Origin of the sequence: Micromonospora sp. NPDC049366, assembly GCF_044466625.1 — a bacterium.
Classification (GTDB): domain Bacteria; phylum Actinomycetota; class Actinomycetes; order Mycobacteriales; family Micromonosporaceae; genus Micromonospora.
This window is the reverse complement of sequence record NZ_JBITMV010000011.1, coordinates 1-21,172: the sequence shown is the minus strand read 5'-3', so window position 1 is coordinate 21,172 and position 21,172 is coordinate 1. Positions and strand designations below refer to the sequence as shown.

Genomic DNA, 21,172 nt, shown 5'->3' with positions numbered 1-21,172 from the left:
ACAGCCCTAGTTTCGGCTAGGAGGCCCGTCGACTACCGCTCCCGGAGGCAGAGCACGTAGTCCAGCACGTCGACCGTGTTGTCGTGCACGTAGTTCGCGGTGGCCTGCGGCGCCATGATCTCGCACCGGTCGCCGTCGGTCGTCGCCGGAATCCGCAGCAGCACCTCGTACGTGTTCGGGCCGCAGGGCACCTTCCGCAGTTGGGCGTCGTCGTCCGTGCCGTCGTTGACCAGGCAGTCGCCCTTGGCGAACTCGTCGCGATCCGGGCTCGGGGCCGTGTTCGTCGGCGCTCCGGACGGCAGGGCGGGGTCGCTCATCGACGGGCCGGCGCTCGTCGACGCGTCATCCGCGACCCGCCAGACCGCCCAACCGACGAGCCCGACGCACGGGCAGAGCAGGAGCAGCACGACCAGACCGATGATCAGTGCGATCTTCCCCCCGTTCCGCTTCGCGGGCGGCGGGCCCGGCGGCATCCCGTAACCGGGCGGAGGCGGGGGAGCGCCCCACGGGCCGGGCGTCGGGCCGGGCGGCGGAAACGGGGTGCCGGCGGTGGGCGCGGGCGTCGGCCCGGCCGGCGGGAACGGCCCGGGTGGCGGGGGACCCGCCGGGCTGCCCGGTGGCGGGTAACCGGCCGGGTTGCCGGGCGGCGGATAGCCCGCGCCCGAAGTCGGCGGCTGCGCCGGACCGGAGGCCCCCGGCGAACCCCACAGCGGAGCCGTCGGTGGCTCCGTGCCGACCGGCGGCGTCGGCTGAGGTTGGGTCGGTGGCTCCGCGCCCGCCGGCGGCGGCGCCCACTCGGAGAGCGTGGGCTGCTCGGCGGCCGGCTGGGGCCGGGTGGGCGGCTCGGCGCCGGTCGACGGCGTTGGCGGCTGGGGCTGGGTCGGTGGCTCGGCGTCGGCCGGGGGCGGCGCCCACTGGGACCGCGTGGGGTCGTCGTCGTCGGGTCGGCCGGAGGGTCCGTAGGTCGTCATCTCATCCCCAGGGGTACGGCGGATCAGCGCTGCTTCAGGCAGAGCACGAAGTCGAGGGTGTCCAGCTCGCTGTCGAAGAAGTACCAGTTGGTGTAGCCGGTCACCTTGGCGCACTTCGCCTCGGCGTCCTTCTCGCCGCTGGTCGCGCCGTCGACGCGGCGCAGCACCTCGTACGTCCTCGGGGCGCAGTCACTGATCAGCAGCTTCGGCTTGCCGCCGGCCGGTCCCTCGTTGCGGACGCACTGGCCGACCTTGACGAACCGCGGGTCGGCCGACGACTCCGGCGCCGGATCGCTCGGCACGTCGGTGGGCTCGGCCGGGTCGGCGCTCACGTTCACGTCCGGGTCCGCGCCCACACCCGCGGCCGGTTCGGTCGGCGCGGTCACCGGCGCCGCGTCGTCACCGCCGAGCAGGACGAAGGCGGTCGCCCCGCCACCGAGCACGAGCAGCGTGACCACCACCAGCACCGCGATCAGCGCGCCGCGCCGCTTGGGCGGCGGCGCCGGGTCCTGGGCGTACGTCACGGCGGCGTCGCCCGGACCCGGGAAGGCCGTCGCGTGTCCCGGCGTGACGGTCGGTCCGTGCGGTCGGGTGCCGTAGACCGGGCCCTGGTCGTAGCGCGGGCTCTCGCCGTAGTGCGGGCCCTGGTCGTAGTGCGGGCTCTCGCCGTAGTGCGGGCCCTGGTCGTAGCGCGGGCTCTCGCCGTAGCGTGGGCTCTCGCCGTAGCGTGGCTCGCCACCGCCGTAGGGGGTCGCCTCGTCGTAGCGGGGCTGCTGGCCGTAGGGCGATCCCGTGCCGTAGCGCGGGTGTTCGTCGTAGCGGGGGCCCTCGCCGTAACGCGGACCGGGATCGGCGGGACGGTAGCCGGCCCGGTCGTCGCGGCCGTGCGTCGGGTAGCCCCCCTGCTCGTGCCACGGGTCCGGGGAGCCGCCTCCCGGTGATCCGTAGTTCGCCATGCACGCCTCCTGCGCGGGTGGTGAGGCCGGCCACCAAGGTGGGACGCCGACGCCGACGTCACCGTAGCGTGGACCAGCGATGAGCTCGACTCCGCCAAGTGCGTCCCGGTCCGACGTCCCCTCCGCGGGCGCCACCGTCGCCGCCGCTCCGGCCGCCGCGCCCGCCCTGATCTGGACCGCCCTGATCGTGGTCTATGTGCTCTGGGGTTCCACCTACCTGGGCATCCGTATCGCGGTGGAGACCCTTCCGCCGCTCGCCTCGGCGGCGGCACGGTTCGCCGCCGCCGCGGTGGTGCTGGCGCTCGTGCTGCGGCTGCGCCGGGGGCCTGGTGCGCTCCGCGTCGACCGCCGTCAGCTCGGCGCCGCCGCAGTGGTCGGGGTCCTCCTGCTCGCCGGCGGCAACGGGCTGGTGGTGCTGGCCGAGTCCGGGCCGCCCGAGGTCGCCCTGCCCTCCGGCATCGCCGCGCTGCTGGTCGCCACGGTGCCGCTGCTGGTCGTGCTGCTCCGGTCGGCCACCGGCGACCGGCCCCGACTCTGGACGCTCGGTGGGGTCAGCGTCGGCTTCATCGGGCTCGTCCTGCTCGTGCTGCCGGGCGGCGGCACCGACGCCGTACCGCTCGTCGGCGCGCTCACCGTCGTCGTGGGGGCCGTCTGCTGGTCGGTCGGCTCGTTCCTCTCCGGACGCATCCGGATGCCCGACGACCCGTTCGTCGCCACCGTCTACGAGATGCTGGCCGGCGCGCTGGTCCTCGCCGTCCTCGCGGTCGGTCGGGGCGAACTGGTCGGCTTCGATCCGGCCCAGGTCAGCCTCCGCTCGTGGCTCGCGCTCGGCTACCTGATGATCGCCGGCTCGCTGGTCGCCTTCACCGCGTACGTCTGGCTCCTGCACAACGCCCCGATCTCGCTCGTCGCCACGTACGCCTACGTCAACCCGGCGGTGGCGGTCGTGCTCGGCGCACTGCTGGTCGCCGAGCCCATCACCCCGCAGGTGCTGCTCGGCGGCGCCGTGATCGTGGCCGGTGTCGCCCTGGTGGTGACCACCGAGAGACCCCGCCGTTCGGGCACGGGGGCCACGGCGGCGCCGGCGCGCCGGTAACGTCCGGCCGGTGCCCGACGGCCCGTCGATCGCCGCCGCCCTGCTCGGCGCCCTGATCGGGCTCGGCGCCCCGCGCGTCGCCCGGCGAGTCGTCCTGGCCCTCCCCCCGGTGGTCGAGGTGCGACCGCCCCTGTCCGCTGCCGCGTCTTCCGCCCTCAGCGCCGAGTCTTCCGCCCCCGGCGATGGGTTCTCGGTGCGTGCCGGGGCCGTCGTGGCCGGTGCGATCGTGTTCGGCGGCCTGACCGTCGCGCTGAGGGCCGACCCTGGCCTGCCGGTGTTCCTCGCGCTGGCGGCGGTCGGCCTGGTGCTGGCCCTGGTCGACCGAGCCTGCCTGCGGTTACCCGATCCACTGGTCGGTGTGGCGGCGCTGATCGCCGGCCTCGGTCTGACCGGGATCGCGCTGCTGACCGGGACGCCGGACCGCCTGCTCGGCGCGCTGCTCGGTGCGCTGGTGGCCGGCGGTACGCACGTCGTGCTCGCGCTGCTGCCCCGGTCGCGGCTCGGCTTCGGGGACGTCAAGCTCGCCACCGTGCTCGGCCTGCCACTCGGCTGGCTGGGCTGGCCGACCCTGTGGCTCGGGCTGCTGCTGCCGCACCTGCTCCACGGCCTGCTGGTGCTGACGCTGCTCGCGACTCGCCGCGTGCGGCGCGACACGGTGCTGCCCCTCGGCCCGGCCCTGCTGACCGGCGCCTGGCTAGCCACCCTGCTCCCCTAAGCCCCACCGCGTGCGCCTCCCCGCTCCCGCTCCCGCCCTCCCCGCCCGCGATCTTGCACTTTGCGCCCGAAAGAAAGGGGCGAATGCCGCAACCCGGGGGCCGAAACTGCAAGATCGCGGGCAGGTAGAGCAGGTAGAGCAGGTAGAGCAGGTAGAGCGGGCAGAGCGGGCAGAGCGGGCAGAGCGGGCAGAGCGGGCAGAGCGGGCAGGGAGGGAGGGGCGGGAGTTAGATCAGGCGGAGTTGGCGGTCCTTCGGGCGGCGGGGTTCGGCTTCGCCGAACCGCTCGAACAGTCCCGGATCGATGGAGTCGAGGAACGGCGACGGGCCGCACTCCCGCTCGCTGCCCTGGCGGATGCGGCGGGCGGCGTGGCTGACGTAGAGCCGGTCCTGGGCCCGGGTCAGCCCCACGAAGAAGAGCCGGCGCTCCTCGGCGATCGCGTGCTCATCCGGCGTGGAGCCCGGCCAGCGCAGCGGCAGCAGCCCGTCCTCGGCGCCCACCAGGAAGACCACCGGGAACTCGAGTCCCTTGGCGGCGTGCAGGGTGAGCAGGGTGACCGCCTCGGCCCGCGGGTCCAGCGCGTCCACCTCGGCGCCGGTGGCCAGTTGGGACAGGAACAGCGGCAGGTCGTCGCCGCAGCGGCGGGCCAGCGGCGTGAGCAGGTCGACCGCCGCGCGGACCTCCTCCGGCCGGACCGTGCCCGACCCGTCGAGCGTGGGCGTCGCGAACCGTTCGGCGAGCACCTGACCGGCGCGGCGTACCCGGGCGGGCAGGTCGCCGCCGAGCCCGTCGGCGTGCCGCAGCTCGCGGGCGATCGCGGCCACCCCGGGGCGGTCCCGGAGCCGGTCGTGCGAGCGCTTCTGCACCGGGATGTTGGCGCGGGTCAGCGCGTCCAGGATCGGCGCGGCCTGCGAGTCGGTGCGGTAGAGCACGGCGATGTCGGAGAACGCGAGCGCCGTCGCGCGTCCGTCGATGCGACCGGAGTCCAGCGACCGGTGGGAGAGACCGCCGACCAGGTCGTCGATGGTGCGTACGACGAAGTCGGCCTCGTCGGCGACGGACGCCGCGGGGTAGCGGCCGACCAGCGGCGCCTCCGGGTCGAGCCGGGCCGGATCGAGCCGACGGCCGCGGACCAGCGACGACGGCGCGATGGCCTGCACCGCGGCGGCGAGGATCGGCGCCGAGGAGCGGTAGTTACGGTTCAGCCGGACCAGTCGGGCGTCGATGAAGTCCTGGGAGAAGCGCAGGAAGTAGCCGACGTCGGCGCCCCGGAACGAGTAGATGGCCTGGTCGGGGTCGCCGATCGCGCACAGGTTGCCGTCGGCGGGGCTGAGCAGGCGCAGCAGCTCGTACTGGACCGCGTCGACGTCCTGGTACTCGTCGACGAAGACCCACCGCCAGCGCTCGCGGTAGTGCGCCACCAGCTTCGGGTCGTCGCGCAGCAGCGCCACCGGCAGGGTGAGCAGCTCGTCGAGGTCGACGAGGTCCTGCTTGCGCAGCAGCGACGTGTACGCCGTCGGGTCGTCACCGGCCTCGGCGCGGGCCGCCGCCCGGTCGGCGTCGTCGGCGATCCGGAAGTCCACGGGCAGCCCGGCCGCGCCCGCGTTCTCGCGCAGGATCGTCAGCCCGAGGGAGTGGAAGGTGCCGACGGTGACGTCCTCGGCGACCGGGCCGAGGAGCCCGTCGAGGCGGTGGCGCAGCTCCTCGGCGGCCCGCCGGGTGAACGTGATCGCCAGGCACTGCTCGGGGAAGACGTTCAGCTCGGCGCACAGGTACGCGATCCGGTGCGTGAGCGTCCGCGTCTTGCCGGTGCCCGGACCGGCCACGATGAGCAGCGGCCCGCCCGGCGCGGAGGCGGCCACCCGCTGCATCGCGTCGAGCCGGTCCAGCAGGCCGGTGCCGACCTCCTCCATGCCGGCCAGCATCGGCTCGAACGGCTCGTGCGGCGACGGCGGCGGGGCGATCGGGGGTGGGGGTGGCGGGGTCGCCTTCCGCTTCGGCTCGGCCTTCGCCGCCGCCGGGCGCGCGGCCCGTGCCTTCGGCGTCGCCTCCGCGGGCCTGCGGGGCGTCGGCACGGGTACGTCGAAGAGCGTCTCCGCCTGCGTCCCGCCCGACTTCGCGGGCAGCTCCGCCGGGTCGAAGAGGGTGATGACGCCGTACTCGCCGTCGTAGCCGGGCACCCGTCGCACGTCACCGCGGCGCAGCCGGCCGATCCCCTCGGCGAGCAGCTCGCCGCCGACCCGGGCGAGCTCGTCGAGCGGGGTGCGGGTCAGGATCTCCAGCTCGGGGCCGAGCGCGGCGAGCAGGTCGTTGAGCTTCCCCTCGACCTTCTTGGAGCGGGCACCCACACCGTTGATCTCACCGAGGATCTCGGCCAGCGGCACGAGGTGGGTCACCGAGCGGGCGTGTGCCGGCCGGTGGCCCTCCGGCCGGTCGGCCAGCTCCTCGACCCGACTCAGCACGCCGACGGTCAGCGGCTTGCCGCACTCGGGGCAACGGCCGCCGGCCGCCCGCGTCCGCTCCGGAGCCCAGTTGACGCCGCAGAGGCGGTGGCCGTCCGCGTGGTACTTCCCCTCCTCGGGGAAGAACTCGATGGTGCCGGCCAGACCGTCACCGGTGCGCAGCGCGTCGCGTACGGCGAAGTAGTCGCGTGCCGTCGCGAAGACGGTCGCCTCCCGGGCCAGGGCGGGCGGGGAGTGGGCGTCGGAGTTGGACACCAGCCGGTACGCGTCGAGGCTGCCGACCCGCCAGTTCATCTCCGGGTCCGACGAGAGCCCGGTCTCCACGGCGAAGATGTGCTCGGCGAGGTCGGCGTAGCAGTCGGCGATCGCGTCGAAGCCGGACTTCGAGCCGAGCGCCGAGAACCAGGGCGTCCAGATGTGCGCCGGCACGAGGTAGCCGTCCGGGCTGGCCTCCAGCGTGATCTCCAGCAGGTCCCGGGAGTCGAGGCCTAGGATCGGGCGACCGTCGGAGCCGAGGTTGCCGATCCGGCCGAGCGCGGTGTTGAACCGCTCCACGGCGTCCAGGTCGGGCAGGTAGACGAGGTGGTGGACCTTGCGCGTCCGATCGTCCCGCTTGTAGATCGTGGAGATCTCGACGCTGAGCAGGAACCGCACCGGGTCGCTCTCGGCCTCGCTCGCCAGCCGGGGCGGCAGCCGCCGCGCGATGTCCCGCTCCGCCTCCGGGCTGAGCCGGTAGACGCCGGGCTCGGCCGGGTGGAGCGTCTCGCGCAGGTGGTCGTACCAGGCGGGGTGGGTGAAGTCTCCGGTGCCGAGCAGGCCGATGCCCTTACGCCGGGCCCACCAGCCCAGGTTGGGCAGGGTGAGGTCGCGGCTGCACGCGCGGGAGTACTTCGAGTGGATGTGCAGGTCCGCGACGAACGGCGGGAGGCCACCGGGGGGTGCGGCGCTGAACGGAGGCACGCCGCATCCTGTCACGCCCGGCCGGTGAGCCGCCCGCCGCCACGCACACACGTGACCCGCGCAATGCGTGGGCGGCTCACGGTGCGCGTAGCTCCACCAGGGTGATCTGGGGATTGGCGCCGACGCGGACCGGTGGGCCCCAGAATCCGGCGCCGTTGGTGACGTACACCTTGGTGCCGTCCACCTCGCCCAGCCCGGAGACGACCGGCTGTTCGAGCTTGACCGCCAGGTTGAACGGCATGATCTGGCCGCCGTGGGTGTGCCCGGACAGTTGCAGGTCGACGCCGTACTTCGCCGCCTCGACCGCGACGATCGGCTGGTGGGCGAGCAGCACGACCGGCCGGGACGGGTCGCGGTCACCGAGCGCGGCCGCGTAGTCGGGCCCGTCGACCGAGCCCGGCTCGCCGCCGGACGGGTCGTTCACGCCGGCCAGGTCCAGCACCCCGCCCCGGGCGGCGATCTCCACCCGCTGGTTCTGGAGCACCCGCAGGCCGAGCCGGTCCACCTCCCGCACCCATTCCTCCGCCCCGGAGTAGTACTCGTGGTTGCCGGTGACGAAGAAGCTCCCGTACCGCGAGCGCAGGTCGCGCAGCGGCGCCGCCGCCGGCCCCAGCTCCGCGACCGTGCCGTCGACCAGGTCGCCGACGACCGCGACCAGGTCGGCGTCGAGTCGGTTGATCATGGAGACGATGCGCTCGGTGTGCGCCCGGCCGAGCAGCGGCCCGAGGTGGATGTCGGAGACCGTGGCGATCCGCAGGCCGTCCATGCTCCTGGGCAGCCGGGCCAGCGGGATGCGGACCCGGTCCAGCTCCGGCGGGCCGAAGGCGTTGCGGACGCCGTACCCCGTGACGCCCGCGGCGGTGAGACCGGCGAAGACGGCGGCCCCGCGCGCGAGCAGCAACCGGCGGGACCGGTCGTGGTCGGGCTGCGCGACCGCCTCCGCGGCCGGCGGGCCGGTGGGCCCGGCGGCGCCGACCAGGACCGGCTCCGGCGCGGCGGCGGTGGACTCGGCGGCGACCGCCCGGCGGCGCAGCACCAGCCGGGCCACCAGCATCGGCACCTCCAGCACCAGGAGCAGCACCAGGAGGTAGAACATCAGCGCGAGCCAGAGGTAGCCGGGCCAGGCCAACCAGTACAGCTCGGCGCGGGTGCCGATCAGGGTGGCGGGGATCAGCAGCGCGAGCACCAGGGCGGCGATCGCGCCGATGCGCCGCCAGCGGCCCGGCGCGGTCGTGTCGCGCACCAGCCGCTTCCACAGGTAGAAGTGGATGAGGCCGGTGACCAGGGCGATCACGCCCACGAAAGCCAGAGCCGACAGCACGTACGCCTCCCTCAGCCGCCCGCGAAGGGGGGCAGGACGTCGATCGTGGCCCCGGCCGGCAGCGGTGTCCGCCGATCATGGCAGGCGATGCCGTTGACGAGGAAACTCGCCACCCGCAGCACGGCCGCGAGCCGGTCGCCGTGGCGGTCGGCCAGGTCGGCCGTGACGTCGTCCAGCGAGCGGCCGCCCGGCACGGTCTCCTCGCTGCGACCGGCGGCGGCCCGCGCGCCCGCGAAGTAGCGGACGGTCAGCGGCGCCGCGACGGTGGTCGCGGGGGTCGGGTCGGTCACGGTCAGCCTCCGATGGCCGACATGGGTCGGGCGGGTTGCAGGAAGGTCGGGTCGTCGATGCCGTGGCCGGCCCGCTTGCCCCACATGGCGCGCCGCCAGCGGTCGGCGAGACCGTCGTCGGCCACCCCGGCGCGCAGCGCGCCGCGCAGGTCGGACTCCTCGGTGGCGAAGAGGCAGGCGCGCACCTGGCCGTCCGCGGTGAGCCGGGTGCGGTCGCAGTCGCCGCAGAACGGGCGGGTGACGCTGCCGATCACCCCGACCCGCGCCGGGCCGCCGTCGACCAGCCACGTCTCGGCGGGCGCGGATCCGCGCGCCGCCGGGTCGGTACGCAGATCGAACTCCCGGGCCAGCGACGCGAGGATCTCGTCGGCGGTGACCATCGTCGTACGGTCCCAGCCGTGCTGGGCGTCGAGCGGCATCTGCTCGATGAACCGCAGCTCGTAGCCGTGGTCGAGGGCGAAGCGCAGGAGAGCGGGCGCCTCGTCGTCGTTGACCCCGCGCATCAGGACGCTGTTGATCTTCACCGGCGTGATCCCGGCGGCCGCCGCGCCCGCGAGCCCGGCCAGCACGGCGTCGAGGCGCGGCCGGCGGGTCAGCTCGGCGAACCGGGCCGGGTCCAGCGTGTCGAGGGAGACGTTCACCCGGTCCAGCCCGGCGGCGCGCAGCGCCGGCGCGAGCCGGTCCAGGCCGATGCCGTTGGTGGTCAGCGAGATCGTGGGACGCGGATCGAGCGCCGCCACCTCGGCGACGATGCGAGCCAGCCCGGGCCGGATCAGCGGCTCACCACCGGTGAACCGCACCTCGGTCACGCCCAGGCGGAGCACGGCGACCCGGACCAGCCGGACGACCTCGTCGTCGGTCAGCAGCTCCGGCCCCGCCAGCCAGGGCAGCCCCTCCGCCGGCATGCAGTACGTGCAGCGCAGGTTGCACTTGTCGGTCAACGAGACCCGCAGGTCCCGGGCGACGCGGCCGTACCGGTCGACGAGGACGCCGCCGGTCGGGTGGGCGCTCATCCGACGACCGTAGCGCGGCCCAGCCCGCTGAGGGCGGCACGGGCGGCCCGGTTGACCGCATCGCGGTACGCGGAGCCGAACAGCGCGGTGTGGACCAGCAGCAGATGCAGTTGGTGCAGCGGGACCCGTTCCCGCCACCCGTCGGCCAGCGGCCAGACCTCCTGGTAGCCGGCCAGGATCCGGTCCAGGTGCGGGGCGCCCCCGAAGAGCGCCAGCTGGGCCAGGTCGGTCTCCCGGTGACCGCCGTGCGCGGCCGGGTCGACCAGCCAGGCCCGGTCGTCGGCCGCCCAGAGCACGTTGCCCGGCCACAGGTCGCCGTGCACGCGCGCCGGCGGCTCGTCACCGCCGAACTCGCCGACCCGGCCGACGACCTGCTCGACCAGGTCGATGTCGGGCGCGGCCAGCGCCCCGTCGGCCACCGAGCGCTCCAGGTACGGGGTGAGCCGGCGCCGCCCGAACCACTCCGACCAGGGGCCGTCGTCCGGTGTGTTGTCCTGCGGAAGCGCCCCGATGTAGCCCGACCAGTCGGCGCCGAAGGCCGGTGCGCCCGCCCGGTGCAGCGCCGCCAGCTCCCGGCCGAACCGCTCGGCCGCGTCGGGGCTCGCCTCGCCGGGCTCCACCCACTCCAGGGCCAGCAGCGCGGGCAGCGCCACGATCACCTCGGGTACGCGTACCGCCCCGGCCTCGCCCAGCCAGCGCAGGCCCGCCGTCTCGGCGGCGAAGAAGCCCTCCGGCACCGGCTCGGCGGCCCGCTCCGGCCAGGTCTTGGTGAAGACCGAGTGTCCGTCGTCGAGGGTGAGCCGGGACGCGGCGCAGATGTCGCCGCCGCTGACCGGTGTCTCCCGGATCCGCTGGTGGGTGAGGAAGGTCGGCAGCTGGGTCGGATGCGCGCGCAGGTACGCGAGGTCCATCAGCGCACGGTAACGCCTTCCGTCGGGCCGCAGGGCGATCCGAGCGCGGCGACCTCCACCGGGCGGGCGTCGCAGCGCCGTGGAACGGACCCTGCGTTACGCCGTTGAGCAGGGAGAACACGGAGCGTGTCTGTGGATGAGCGGCGTGTCGTCCACAGGGGCAGCCGGGGGTGCCCCGAGGGCCGCAGGCTGCGGACATGACCTCGACCGACCATCCCCGGCTCGCCGTCCGCTCACCCGCCGACCTGCTCGCCGCCGTGCCCTACCTGCTCGGCTTCCATCCCGCCGACAGCGTCGTCGTGGTGGCGCTGCGCGGCCGGCGGATCATCTTCGCCGCCCGCGCCGACCTGCCCCATCCCGCCGACCCGGCCGGTCCGGCCCGGCACCTGGCCGGCGTCGTCCGCCGGCAGCGGGCCGATGCCGCGACCGTCGTGGGTTACGGGCCGGCGGAGCGGGTGACCCCGGCCGTGGACGCCGTCCGCGCCGCGCTGACCGGGGCGGGGCTCGTGCTGCTCGACGCGCTCCGCGTCACGGGCGACCGCTGGTGGTCCTACGTGTGCACGGAGTCCGGCTGCTGCCCGCCGCAGGGCCGGCCCTACGACCCGGGCGCCAGTGAGGTCACCGCGTCGGCCGTCTTCGCCGGGCAGGTCGCGCTACCCGACCGGGCCGCGCTCGTGGCACAGGTGGCCTCGGTCGAGGGGGCGGCCCGCACGGCGATGCGACAGGCCACCGCCGACGCGGAACGCCGGCTGTCCCGCCTGATCGGGCGCGCGTCCGGGGCGGACCTGTCGGAGGGGGGTCCGCTCCGCGCGGCCGGGCTCGCGGCGGTACGCGGCGCGCTGCGCCGCCAGCGCCGCCGGGAGCGACTCGGCGACGACGAGGTGGCCTGGCTGAGTCTCCTGCTCACCCACATGCCGGTCCGTGACCACGCCTGGGAACGCACCGACGGGCGGGACCGGGACATCGCCCTCTGGACCGACGTGCTGCGCCGGGCCGAGCCGGAGTTGATCGCCGCACCGGCCTGCCTGCTGGCCTTCGCGGCCTGGCGCGCCGGTCAGGGCGCCCTCGCGGCGGTCGCGCTGGAACGGGCGCTCGCCGGGCATCCGGACTACTCGCTGGCGCTGGTCCTGGACGACCTGCTCCGCCGTGGCGTGCCGCCCTCGGAGTTGGACGGTTGGCCGGTGTTCGGCCCGTCCGCCGTCGTCCGCCCCCGACGGCGCCGCACGCGATGACCGATTCGCCTCGGGCTGCTCGACCGGTTCACCGGGTGACGAGGCGCTGCGGGCCCGCGTAGACGTTCATCGTCCGGCCACGCAGGAAGCCGACCAGCGTCATCCCGGCCTCCTCGGCCAGGTCGACCGCGAGGCTGCTCGGCGCCGACACGGCGGCGAGCAGGGGCACGCCGGCCATCCAGGCCTTCTGGGTCAGCTCGAAGCTGGCCCGTCCGGAGACCAGCAGCAGGTGCCCGGCCAGCGGCAGCCGGCGTTCGCGGACCGCCCAACCGATCACCTTGTCGACCGCGTTGTGCCGGCCCACGTCCTCGCGCAGCAGGACCAACTCCCCGTCGGCCGTGAACAGGCCCGCCGCGTGCAGCCCGCCGGTGCGGTCGAAGCCGCGTTGCGCCGCGCGCAGCCGGTCCGGCAGCTCGACCAGCACCTCGGCCGGGACGGTGAGCGGATCATCCGCGACGGGGAAGAGCGAGCGGGTCCGGACGGCGTCGATGCTCGCCTTGCCGCACACGCCGCACGAGCTGGTGGTGTAGAAGTTCCGCGCCGGGTCGACGGTCGGCTCGGGCGCGCCGGGGGCGAGCACCACGTCCACCACGTTGTACGTGTTGGGCGTCTCGGCCCCCGCGCACAGCTGCGCGGTGCGGACGTCGTCCGTCGACCGGATCAACCCCTCGGTTAGCAGGAACCCCACCGCCAGGTCGAGGTCGTCGCCCGGGGTTCGCATGGTCACCGCCAGCGGGCGGCGGCGGCCCGGCCCGGCCGCGCCGACCCGGATCTCCAGCGGCTCCTCCACCGCGAGGGTGTCCGGCCGGCGGACCGACGTGCGGCCGTCGTCCGTCGCGTCGAGGTCGATCCGGAGTACGCGGCGTCGATCAGTGGCCCGTCCCATCCCGCCATCCTGCACCCCGCGCCGGGGCGTCCGCACGGCTACCGTGACCGGGTGGGCAGGTACGCGGCGGTGGTGCTGGCCGGTGGCGCGGCCCGGCGGATGGGTGGGGTGGACAAGACCACGCTGCCGGTCGGCGGCCGGCCGATGCGGGACCGGGTGCTGGCCGCCGTCGCCGACGCCGAGCCGCGGATCCTGGTCGGCCCGGCCGACGCGGTGCCGCCGGGCGTACGGGTCACCCGGGAGGAGCCGCCCGGCGGCGGTCCGGTGGCGGCCGCGGCGGCCGGGCTCGCCCTGCTCGATCCCGGTACGCCGCTCGTCGCCCTGCTCGCCGCCGACCTGCCGCTGCTCAGCCGGGAGGCGGTGGACGCCCTGCGGCACGAGCTGGACGGGCCGGGTGAGGCGGACGGGGTCTGCTACGTCGACGCCGACGGGCGGCGGCAGTCGCTCTGCGGGGTGTGGCGAGTGGCGCCCCTGCGGGCCGCCCTGGACCGGCTCGCCGCCGCGCGGGCCGGGACGCTCGCCGGCGCGTCCGTGCGTGCCCTGCTCGGCGAGCTGACCGTGCGGACGCTGGCCTGGGCCGGGCAGGGCCCGCCACCGTGGTTCGACTGCGACACTGACCAGGACGTACGCCGGGCGGAGGAGTGGGCGCGATGACGGTGATGGACGACTGGGTCACGGCGGCCTGCGCCGAGCTGAGCCTCGATCCGACTCAGGTGCCGGTGCCGATGGTGCTCGACCTGGCCAAGGACGTCGCCCACCAGGTGCTCCGCCCCGGCGCGCCGGTGTCCGCGTACCTGCTCGGGCTGGCCGTGGGTCGCGGCGCCGACCCGGCGGTGGCGGCGCAGCGGCTGAGCGCGCTGGCCGCGTCCTGGCCGGTGGGGCTGGGCGCGGAGACCGTCGACCCGTCCGCCCCCTGACCTCGCCGCCGGCTCAGTCGCCGGAGGTGCGGGGCGGCAGCGTCGCGGCCGGTTGTCCGATCACGGTCGGGCCTGATTCGACCCGCGCGGCCCGTGGGTAGGGTGACCGGAACGGACGGAGGCGATCATGACGGCAGACCACCCCTCGGCGCCGACCGCGGAGCCGCCCGGCGGCGCGCGCCCGCAGCCGGAGCAAGCGGAGCAGCCGGAGTCGATCCTGCTCGACGAGGCGAGCACCGCGGACCTGCGGGCCAAGGTGACCCACGCCTGGCAGGACTTCGCCCGGGCCCTCGCCGCGCGACTGCCCGCGCTGCCCACCGGCGCGCACGTCGAGCTGACCCTCGATCCGACCGCCTCCGGCACCGGTGACGCCGTCTACTCGATCGGGGTGGACGTGGGCGAGGACGGTCGCCTCTCGGCCCGCGCGGTGGGCAACGCGAGCCTGCCGCAGGGCTTCCGGCTGAACCGGGCCTCGGTGGCCGACATGATCGCGCTGGGCTGGTCGCCGCCGGGCGTCATCGAGGGCACCCGTGACTACTTCGGGCTGGAGGGTACGACCGCCGACTCCACCCGGATCGCGGCGCTGCTGTCCCGGACCCTGCGCGACGTCTACGGCGCCCCGCACCCGGCCTTCCTGGTCTACCTGATCCACGACGCGGAGGGCGAGCCGCTGCCCGGCGAGCCGCTCGGGACCGCCCGCAGCGAGTTCGGCCCGGACGCGGACGTCGAGGCCGACCTGGACGAGGCGCTGGCCCAGGCGGCCATCGCCGAGCCGGGGCAGGACGGCGTGCTGGCGCTGGAGGACCGGGTGCGGACGGTGGTGTCCGCGATGCTCAAGTCGGACTCCGACCGGCTGCAGGTCGACTCGGACGGTGACATCAACATCCGGGCCGGTTCCGCGATGGTCTTCGTCCGGGTGCGGGACAACCCGCCCCTGGTGGACGTCTTCTCCCCGGTGCTCACCGAGGTCGAGCCGACCGAGCGGCTCTACGTGCGGCTCTCCGAGCTGACCAACCGGATGCCCATCGGTCGGCTCTACTGCGCCGACGACACCGTCTGGGCGTCGATCCCGGTCTTCGGCCGCAACTTCCAGGCCACCCACCTCATGCTGGCGGTGCAGGTGATGACGGGGCTCGCCGACGAGTTGGACGATCGCCTGCACGGCGAGTTCGGCGGCAAGCGGTTCTTCGGCGAGGGCGACAAGCCGGTCCGCCGTGACGAGGGCGAGCACCGCACCGGCATGTACCTCTGACAGCCCCGCGCCGCCGCCCGCGACCCGGCGTCGAGGGGACGGCGCCGGTCGGGGCGTGGTCAGCCGGCGGACGGGCCGACGCCGGGTGACTCCACCAGGCGGGAGAGCACGATGGTGCTCCGGGTCGAGGTCACGAACGACTCGGCCCGCAACCGCTCCAGCGCCGCCTCCAGGTGTGCGATGTCGGCTGCCCGCAGGTGGACGAGCGCGTCCGCCTCGCCCGAGACGGTGTAGGCGCCGACCACCTCGGGGTGCCGGCGGGCCGCGACGCCGATCTGCGCCGGGGTGGTGCGGCCGGCGCAGAACAGCTCCACGAACGCCTCGGTGGTCCAGCCGACGGCGGCCGGGTCGACGACGGCGGTGAATCCCCGGATGACCCCGGTGGCCCGCAGTCGATCGACGCGTCGCTTCACCGCCGGGGCGGAGAGTGACACCCGGGTGCCGATGTCGGCGTACGAGGCGCGGGCGTCCGCGACGAGCAACGCAATGATCCGCTGGTCAACGGCGTCGATCTGCAACGTTCCGCCTCTGGGAAGCAATGGTTGTGGCTGTTACCAAAGTTCCACGATACCTACTCTTGGTCACCGTGAACCAGCAGCGAGTGCCGCGAAAGCGGACATATCTCATGTGCTCTCCGGAGCACTTCGCGGTCGAGTACGCGATCAACCCGTGGATGGACGTGACCACCCCGGTCGACCCGGAGCTGGCCGTGAAGCAGTGGGACCGGCTGCGCGAGACGCTGGTCGGTCTCGGCCACGAGGTGCACCTGCTGACGCCGGAGCGCGGCCTGCCCGACATGGTCTACGCGGCCAACGGCGCCTTCGTGGTGGACGGCACGGCGTACGGCGCTCGCTTCAAGCACGAGCAGCGGGCCGCCGAGGCTGCGGCGCACCGGGCGTTCTACGAGGCGCAGGGCTGGCGCTTCATCGCGCCGAGTGAGACCAACGAGGGCGAGGGCGACTTCGCGTACGTCCCGGAGGCGCACGGCGGGCTGATCCTCGCCGGGCACGGCTTCCGCACCGAGCTGCCCGCGCACGCCGAGGCGCAGGAGGCGCTCGGCCGGCCGGTGATCTCGCTGCACCTGGTCGACCCGCGCTTCTACCACCTGGACGTGGCGCTCGCCTCGATCGACGACGGCAACATCGCCTACTACCCGGGCGCCTTCTCGGCCGCCAGCCAGCGGGTCCTGGCGCAGCTGTTCCCCGAGGCCGTGGTGGCCGACGACGAGGACGCGCTGGCCTTCGGCCTGAACCTGGTCAGCGACGGCCTGAACGTGGTGCTGAACAGCGAGGCGACCCGGCTGGCCGGCAAGCTGAAGTCGATCGGCTACCGCCCGGTGCCGGTCGAGCTCGCCGAGCTGAAGAAGGGCGGCGGCAGCGTGAAGTGCTGCATCGCCGAGCTGCGCCACTGACCCGGCGCGGGGCGCGTACGAGCAGGGGTCGCCTCCCGCGGTGGGAGGTCGGCCCCTGGTGTGGTGATCGCAGCGGTGCGGTCAGCCCAGCGTGGCCAGCTCGTTGATGACGACGTTCGACAGCACCTGACCGTCGCGCTGCACCTGGCGCAGGTACCACTTCTGCTGGGGCGTCCGCGGCTGGTTGAACTGCCAGATGCCGCGCGGGCTGTCGATCTGCCCGAGCTTGCCCAGCGCGAGGTTGACCTGCTGCGGGTTCAGGTTGTCGCCGGCCAGGCCGATCGCCTGGTGCAGCACCTGCGCGGCGTCGTACGACGCCATGGCGTAGGTGGTCGGCGAGATGTTGTGCTTCTTCCGGTAGGCCGAGGCGAACACCCGGTTGGCGACGTTGTTCAGGTCGGCCGAGTAGTTCAGCGCCGTCTGGATGTTGAGCGCGTCGTTCTTGAGGGTGTCCAGCGCGGCGCCCTCGGTGAGGAAGCCCGGGGCGTAGACGGGGCCCCGGTAGCCCTCGTTGCGCAGCTGCTTGACGAACTCGACACCGGCGTCACCGGCGAAGAAGCAGAAGATCGCGGTGGGCTGCCGGTTGCGGGCCTTGCGGATGTCCTGGACGAACGCCGTCTTGCCGGGGTTGAGGGTGGCGGTGGTCCAGACCACGTCGCCGATGATGCGCGGGTCGCTGGCGCCGAACTCCTGCCGGAAGCCGCGCACCACGTCCGGGGCGCCGACGTTCTCCGGCATGATCATCACGACCCTGCTGCTGGCCGGCAGGCGGTCCTTCAGGTAGCGGCCCAGCGCGCGGCCCGCCTCGTCCAGCACGTACGAGGTGCGCCAGATGTAGACGACGCTCTGCAGGCTGCTCGGCGAGGCGTTCGAGCCGATCAGCGGCACCCGCGCCTCCTCGACCATGTCGCGGACGCCCAGCATGGCCGCCGAGTTGACCACACCGGTCAGCGCCAGCGCGCCCTGCTTCAGCAGGCCGTCGACGGCCGCCTGGGCGCTCTTCGCGCCGTCGCCCTCGTCGGCGGTGATCAGCGTGACCGGGTGCCCACCGAGCTTCTCGTCGTGCAGGTCGAGGAAGAGCTGGAACCCGTTCGTGATCTCCTCGCCGATCGCCTTCAATCCGCCGGCCTGGGGAGCGATCAGGCCGATCTTGATCGGGCTCTTGGGGCTGGCCGCCGGTCCGCCCTCGGTGTCGTCGCCGCATGCCGCGACGAGGCCGGTCGTACCGAGCGCGCCCAGCAGTTGGAGTGCCCGCCTGCGGTTCATCTGCGACACCGGGATCCTTCCCAATATGTGAGCAGGGTTCTTCGCCCCCTCGGCGTTCTACCTGGTCGGCGACGCTGCGTCAATCGGCCAATGATCACCGTGTAGGGACTGCAACGCGGCCACGACGATTGGCCAGGCCACCGACTCGGGGTCGATAAGTGCGAAATGCTCACACTCGGGCAGCTCAATAAGGGAGATATCGGCACCCTCGGCCCGGGCGGCGGCGACGAAATCCCGGCTCAACTCCACCGGCACCTGCCGATCCTGGGCCCCGTGGATGACTACGGTGCGTGTTTGCGTCGGTACCAGAACTCGCGGGTCGGCTGCCGCGTACCGCTCCGGCACGTCGTCCGGACCCCCGCCCAGCAGCGCGGCCACGGCGCCCTCGTCCAGGTCCCGCCGGTACGCCTCGGCGAGGTCGGCCACCGGGGCGAGCGCCAGCACACCGCCGACCGTCGTCGGCGCGGTCCCGGCGACGTGGAGCGCGAGGTGCCCGCCCGCCGAGTGGCCGACGAGGATCGGGGCCTCCGCCGACACCCGGCCCGGCAGCGCCGCGGCGGCAAGCCGCGGCAGCGCCGAGATCCCGCTCACCACGTCGGTGAGGGTGCCTGGCCAGCCACCGCCCGGCTGCCCGGTGCGCCGGTACTCCAGCTGCGCCACCGGATGCCCCATTGCGGCCAGGGCGGCGGCCAACGGGCCCGTGTGTCGCCGGTCGTACTCGGCTCGCCAGAAGCCGCCGTGGATCACCACGACCAGGGGCCGCGCCGGGCCGGTCCCCGCCGGAGCACGGAGGTCGGCGATCTGCTCCGGGTGGTCGCCGTACGCCACGGTCAGGTCGGGTTCCGGGGCGGGCCGGGTGAGAACGGCACGCGGGTCGGCGGGCATGGCGCGACGGTAGCGCGCCGGTCGGGTGGTTCGCCGCCGGGGAGCCGGTCCCGGCACGCATGGGTGGGGGCCGCTGGGTAAAGATGGATCCCATGACCGAAGCGCTCTCCGCTGGACAGAACGACGAGCCGGGCCGCGAGGACACCGGTCACTCCGGCACGGTGGTGGTGGTCGGCCCGGACGGCCAACCCGTCGGCACCGTGCAGACCGACGAGGGGCCGGGCGAGGACCCGACCCGACTGGTCGAGCAGCCGGCCAAGGTGATGCGAATCGGCAGCATGATCAAACAGCTGCTGGAGGAGGTCAAGGCCGCCCCGCTCGACGACGCGAGCCGGCACCGCATGCGGGAGATCCACGAGCGGTCGATCGTCGAGCTGAAGGAGGGCCTCGCGCCGGAGCTGCGCGAGGAGTTGGAGCGGATCTCGCTGCCCTTCACCGAGGAGGGCGCGCCCAGCGAGGGCGAACTGCGGATCGCCCACGCCCAGCTGGTCGGCTGGCTGGAGGGTCTGTTCCACGGCATCCAGGCGGCGCTGGTCGCCCAGCAGATGGCAGCCCGCGTCCAGCTGGAGCAGATGCGCTCGGGCCGGCAGGCGCTGCCGAGCGGCCCCGGCGGGATGGTGCCCGGCATGCCGGGCATGGGGCAGCCGTCGGGCGAGGGCCACAACACCGGGCAGTACCTCTGATCTGATCCGCCCGCCGCGCCCTCGGCGGGGCGCGGCGGCTCGGTCAGCCCACGTCGAAGATCTTTTCCAGGTACGCCGCCACGCCGTCCTCGGAGTTCGCCGCGGTCACCTCGTGCGCGACCTCCAGGACGGTGGGGTGGGCGTTCGCCACCGCCACCGACCGGCCGGCCCAGGCCAGCATCGGCACGTCGTTGGGCATGTCGCCGAAGGCCAGCACGTCCCGGGCGTCGATGCCGAGCCGCTCGCAGTACCAGGCCAACCCGGCCGCCTTGGTCACCCCGGCGGCGGAGATCTCGACCAGGCCGGACGTGGACGAGTGGGTCGCCTCGGCCAGGCCCCGCAGCGCCGTGCCGATCAGCTCGACGAACGCGTCCGGGTCCTGCTCCCCGGCCCGGGCGAGCAGCTTCACCGCCGGCGCGGTCAGCAACTCCTCCGGCGTCTCGACGGCCCGGATCGCGTCGTGGTCCGCGTCCCAGCGCAGCGGGTAGTGCGCCTCGTGCCGCATCTGCCGGCTGTCGCTGATCTCCACCGCGAACGTGATGCCCGGGACCTCGGCGCGCAGTCGGCGGGCCACCTCGGCGAGCAGCTCCGGCGCCAGCGGGTCGGCCCGCAGCACCTCGTCGTTCGTCGGGTCGTACACCACCGCGCCGTTCGCGCAGACCGCCGGCAGCGGCTCGGCGAGCTGGTCGTAGATCATCTTTAGCCAACGGATCGGCCGCCCGGTGACCAGCACGACCGGCGTGCCCTGTGCGGAGATCCGGGCCAGGACCCCGGCGGTGCGCGGACTGAGCGTCCGGTGGTCCCGCAGCAGCGTGCCGTCGATGTCGGTGGCGACCAGTGCCGGTGTCTCTCCCATCACCGGGAGAGTAGTCGGTCGAGGTAGACGGCCACCCCGTCGTCGTCGTTGCGCAGGGTCACCTCGTCGGCGGCGGCGCGGACGGCCGGGTGGGCGTTGGAGACGGCCACCCGGGACCAGCCGGCCCACCCGAACATGGGCAGGTCGTTCGGCTGGTCGCCGAAGACCAGCACGTCGTCGGGGTCGACGCCGAGGGCCTCGGCGACCACGGCCAGCCCGCTGGCCTTGTCCACCCCGGGCGGGCAGATCTCCACGAACCCGAGCCCGGCCTGGGTGAGCGTCGCCACCTCGGCGGGCACGATCCGGCGGGCCACCTCCAGCAGCTCGTCCACGTGGTGGTCGGCGGTCCGCGCGAACGCCTTGATCACGTCGGTGGAGAGGCACTCCGCCCGCGTCCGCGCCTCGAACCGGTCCTGGTAGGGCCAGCTCGGGTGGTAGTCGCCCCACAGCGGGGCATCGTGCTCGTCGGACGCCTCCACCATCACGGTGAGCGGGCCGACCTCGGCCTCCAGATCGGCCAGCAGCCGCGCGAGCACCTCACCGGGGAGGCGTTCGTCCCGGAGCACCACCGGCCCGGCCGGGTCGCTCTGGTCGACGACGCGCCCGCCGCCGGCCATCACGAGGAAGTCGGCCGCACGGATGTCGTTGCGGGTCAGCTCGGTCAGCCGGGGGCCGCGGCCGGTGGCGCCGACCACCGGAATCCCGGCGGCCCGCACCCGGTCGAGCACCCCGTGGGTGTACGCGGACACCGTGTCGTCGCTGCGGACGAGTGTGCCGTCGAGGTCGGTGGCGATCAGCTTGGGCAGTCCCGGGCGGGTCATGGTTCCTCCTTCGCCCGCCGCCGTCGCAACCAGCCGTTTTCGTGGTCGATCGTCGACCCGGAGTGACGGCGGGCAGCAACCGTACCTCGCCCGACGGGTCGTAACCATGGCTTCCAGGCGAATCGAACGCCAACCCCCGGCGCCGGTCCGGTGCCGGCTCACCGGGGGTCGGACGGGGGGTGTCCCTATGGGTTTCGTCAAGCGGGGACGGGGCTGGTGGGGCGGGGTTGGTAGGGGATCTTGTCGCGGAGCATGGCGAACAGGACGTC

General features: G+C 74.3%; 21 protein-coding genes. 8 read left to right on the top strand and 13 right to left on the bottom strand.

Annotation, left to right across the window (positions count from 1 at the left end; translation table 11 throughout):
- Positions 1-32 precede the first annotated feature (32 nt).
- Together ACIBTV_RS16960 and ACIBTV_RS16955 are read right to left on the bottom strand one after the other, a co-directional pair.
- Positions 33-425, bottom strand: a complete 393-nt coding sequence (locus ACIBTV_RS16960; RefSeq protein ID WP_396706144.1) for a hypothetical protein — start codon at positions 423-425, stop codon at positions 33-35.
- A gap of 569 nt (positions 426-994) precedes the next feature.
- Entirely contained in the window at positions 995-1,495 is a 501-nt protein-coding gene (locus tag ACIBTV_RS16955) for a hypothetical protein (protein WP_396706142.1), read from the bottom strand.
- Between the two features lie 511 nt (positions 1,496-2,006).
- Between ACIBTV_RS16955 and ACIBTV_RS16950 the strand changes: the two genes are divergently transcribed.
- Complete coding sequence (locus tag ACIBTV_RS16950) at positions 2,007-3,023, top strand: EamA family transporter (protein WP_396705819.1); 1,017 nt, start codon at positions 2,007-2,009, stop codon at positions 3,021-3,023.
- Positions 3,024-3,033: 10 nt separating this feature from the next.
- Positions 3,034-3,738 carry a prepilin peptidase gene (locus ACIBTV_RS16945; RefSeq protein WP_396705817.1) on the top strand — a complete coding sequence of 235 codons (705 nt, stop codon included), beginning with the start codon at positions 3,034-3,036 and terminating at the stop codon, positions 3,736-3,738.
- Positions 3,739-3,964: 226 nt separating this feature from the next.
- Here the strand turns inward: ACIBTV_RS16945 and ACIBTV_RS16940 are convergent, their stop codons facing one another.
- From ACIBTV_RS16940 to ACIBTV_RS16920, 5 genes are all read right to left on the bottom strand, one after another.
- Positions 3,965-7,159: a UvrD-helicase domain-containing protein gene (locus ACIBTV_RS16940; protein ID WP_396705815.1), complete on the bottom strand. Its 3,195-nt coding sequence runs from the start codon at positions 7,157-7,159 to the stop codon at positions 3,965-3,967.
- A gap of 76 nt (positions 7,160-7,235) precedes the next feature.
- Positions 7,236-8,480 carry a metallophosphoesterase gene (locus tag ACIBTV_RS16935; protein ID WP_396705813.1) on the bottom strand — a complete coding sequence of 415 codons (1,245 nt, stop codon included), beginning with the start codon at positions 8,478-8,480 and terminating at the stop codon, positions 7,236-7,238.
- A gap of 11 nt (positions 8,481-8,491) precedes the next feature.
- Positions 8,492-8,770 (bottom strand): MoaD/ThiS family protein, encoded by a 279-nt coding sequence (locus ACIBTV_RS16930; RefSeq protein WP_396705811.1) that lies wholly within the window; start codon positions 8,768-8,770, stop codon positions 8,492-8,494.
- 2 nt (positions 8,771-8,772) lie between these two features.
- A complete protein-coding gene (moaA, locus tag ACIBTV_RS16925; protein WP_396705809.1) occupies positions 8,773-9,783 on the bottom strand; it encodes a GTP 3',8-cyclase MoaA in 1,011 nt (336 codons plus the stop codon).
- The gene (locus ACIBTV_RS16920; RefSeq protein WP_396705807.1) at positions 9,780-10,694 is read right to left on the bottom strand and encodes a fructosamine kinase family protein; all 915 of its coding nucleotides are present in this window, start codon (positions 10,692-10,694) and stop codon (positions 9,780-9,782) included. Before ACIBTV_RS16920 ends, moaA begins: the two co-directional genes overlap by 4 nt.
- A gap of 197 nt (positions 10,695-10,891) precedes the next feature.
- Between ACIBTV_RS16920 and ACIBTV_RS16915 the strand changes: the two genes are divergently transcribed.
- Positions 10,892-11,926 (top strand): DUF4192 domain-containing protein, encoded by a 1,035-nt coding sequence (locus tag ACIBTV_RS16915; RefSeq protein ID WP_396705805.1) that lies wholly within the window; start codon positions 10,892-10,894, stop codon positions 11,924-11,926.
- A 28-nt stretch (positions 11,927-11,954) separates the two neighbouring features.
- Here ACIBTV_RS16915 and fdhD read toward each other — a convergent pair whose 3' ends face one another.
- The gene (gene fdhD, locus ACIBTV_RS16910; protein ID WP_396705803.1) at positions 11,955-12,812 is read right to left on the bottom strand and encodes a formate dehydrogenase accessory sulfurtransferase FdhD; all 858 of its coding nucleotides are present in this window, start codon (positions 12,810-12,812) and stop codon (positions 11,955-11,957) included.
- 51 nt (positions 12,813-12,863) lie between these two features.
- Here fdhD and ACIBTV_RS16905 point away from each other — a divergent pair, with 51 nt between their 5' ends.
- The 3 genes from ACIBTV_RS16905 (at position 12,864) to ACIBTV_RS16895 (ending at position 14,981) form a co-directional block, all read left to right on the top strand.
- Positions 12,864-13,466: a molybdenum cofactor guanylyltransferase gene (locus ACIBTV_RS16905; RefSeq protein WP_396705801.1), complete on the top strand. Its 603-nt coding sequence runs from the start codon at positions 12,864-12,866 to the stop codon at positions 13,464-13,466.
- Positions 13,463-13,729, top strand: coding sequence for a DUF6457 domain-containing protein (locus ACIBTV_RS16900; RefSeq protein ID WP_396705799.1), 267 nt, complete (start codon positions 13,463-13,465; stop codon positions 13,727-13,729). The genes ACIBTV_RS16905 and ACIBTV_RS16900 overlap by 4 nt, the downstream gene beginning before the upstream one ends.
- A gap of 127 nt (positions 13,730-13,856) precedes the next feature.
- Positions 13,857-14,981 (top strand): T3SS (YopN, CesT) and YbjN peptide-binding chaperone 1, encoded by a 1,125-nt coding sequence (locus ACIBTV_RS16895; RefSeq protein ID WP_396705797.1) that lies wholly within the window; start codon positions 13,857-13,859, stop codon positions 14,979-14,981.
- A gap of 59 nt (positions 14,982-15,040) precedes the next feature.
- On the opposite strand, the gene ACIBTV_RS16890 is transcribed toward ACIBTV_RS16895, so the two are convergent.
- Entirely contained in the window at positions 15,041-15,499 is a 459-nt protein-coding gene (locus ACIBTV_RS16890) for an Lrp/AsnC family transcriptional regulator (RefSeq protein WP_091593913.1), read from the bottom strand.
- Between the two features lie 59 nt (positions 15,500-15,558).
- On the opposite strand from ACIBTV_RS16890, the gene ddaH reads away from it, so the two are divergent.
- A complete protein-coding gene (gene ddaH / locus ACIBTV_RS16885; protein ID WP_396705795.1) occupies positions 15,559-16,392 on the top strand; it encodes a dimethylargininase in 834 nt (277 codons plus the stop codon).
- An 81-nt stretch (positions 16,393-16,473) separates the two neighbouring features.
- On the opposite strand, the gene ACIBTV_RS16880 is transcribed toward ddaH, so the two are convergent.
- Entirely contained in the window at positions 16,474-17,667 is a 1,194-nt protein-coding gene (locus tag ACIBTV_RS16880) for an ABC transporter substrate-binding protein (protein WP_396705793.1), read from the bottom strand.
- Positions 17,668-17,715: 48 nt separating this feature from the next.
- Positions 17,716-18,543 carry an alpha/beta hydrolase family protein gene (locus ACIBTV_RS16875; protein ID WP_396705791.1) on the bottom strand — a complete coding sequence of 276 codons (828 nt, stop codon included), beginning with the start codon at positions 18,541-18,543 and terminating at the stop codon, positions 17,716-17,718.
- Positions 18,544-18,626: 83 nt separating this feature from the next.
- On the opposite strand from ACIBTV_RS16875, the gene ACIBTV_RS16870 reads away from it, so the two are divergent.
- The gene (locus ACIBTV_RS16870; protein ID WP_396705789.1) at positions 18,627-19,226 is read left to right on the top strand and encodes a bacterial proteasome activator family protein; all 600 of its coding nucleotides are present in this window, start codon (positions 18,627-18,629) and stop codon (positions 19,224-19,226) included.
- Between the two features lie 43 nt (positions 19,227-19,269).
- On the opposite strand, the gene ACIBTV_RS16865 is transcribed toward ACIBTV_RS16870, so the two are convergent.
- Both ACIBTV_RS16865 and ACIBTV_RS16860 read right to left on the bottom strand, forming a co-directional pair.
- Positions 19,270-20,082, bottom strand: a complete 813-nt coding sequence (locus ACIBTV_RS16865; protein ID WP_396705787.1) for an HAD family hydrolase — start codon at positions 20,080-20,082, stop codon at positions 19,270-19,272.
- A complete protein-coding gene (locus tag ACIBTV_RS16860) occupies positions 20,082-20,903 on the bottom strand; it encodes an HAD family hydrolase (protein WP_396705785.1) in 822 nt (273 codons plus the stop codon). The genes ACIBTV_RS16865 and ACIBTV_RS16860 overlap by 1 nt, the downstream gene beginning before the upstream one ends.
- Positions 20,904-21,172 lie beyond the last annotated feature (269 nt).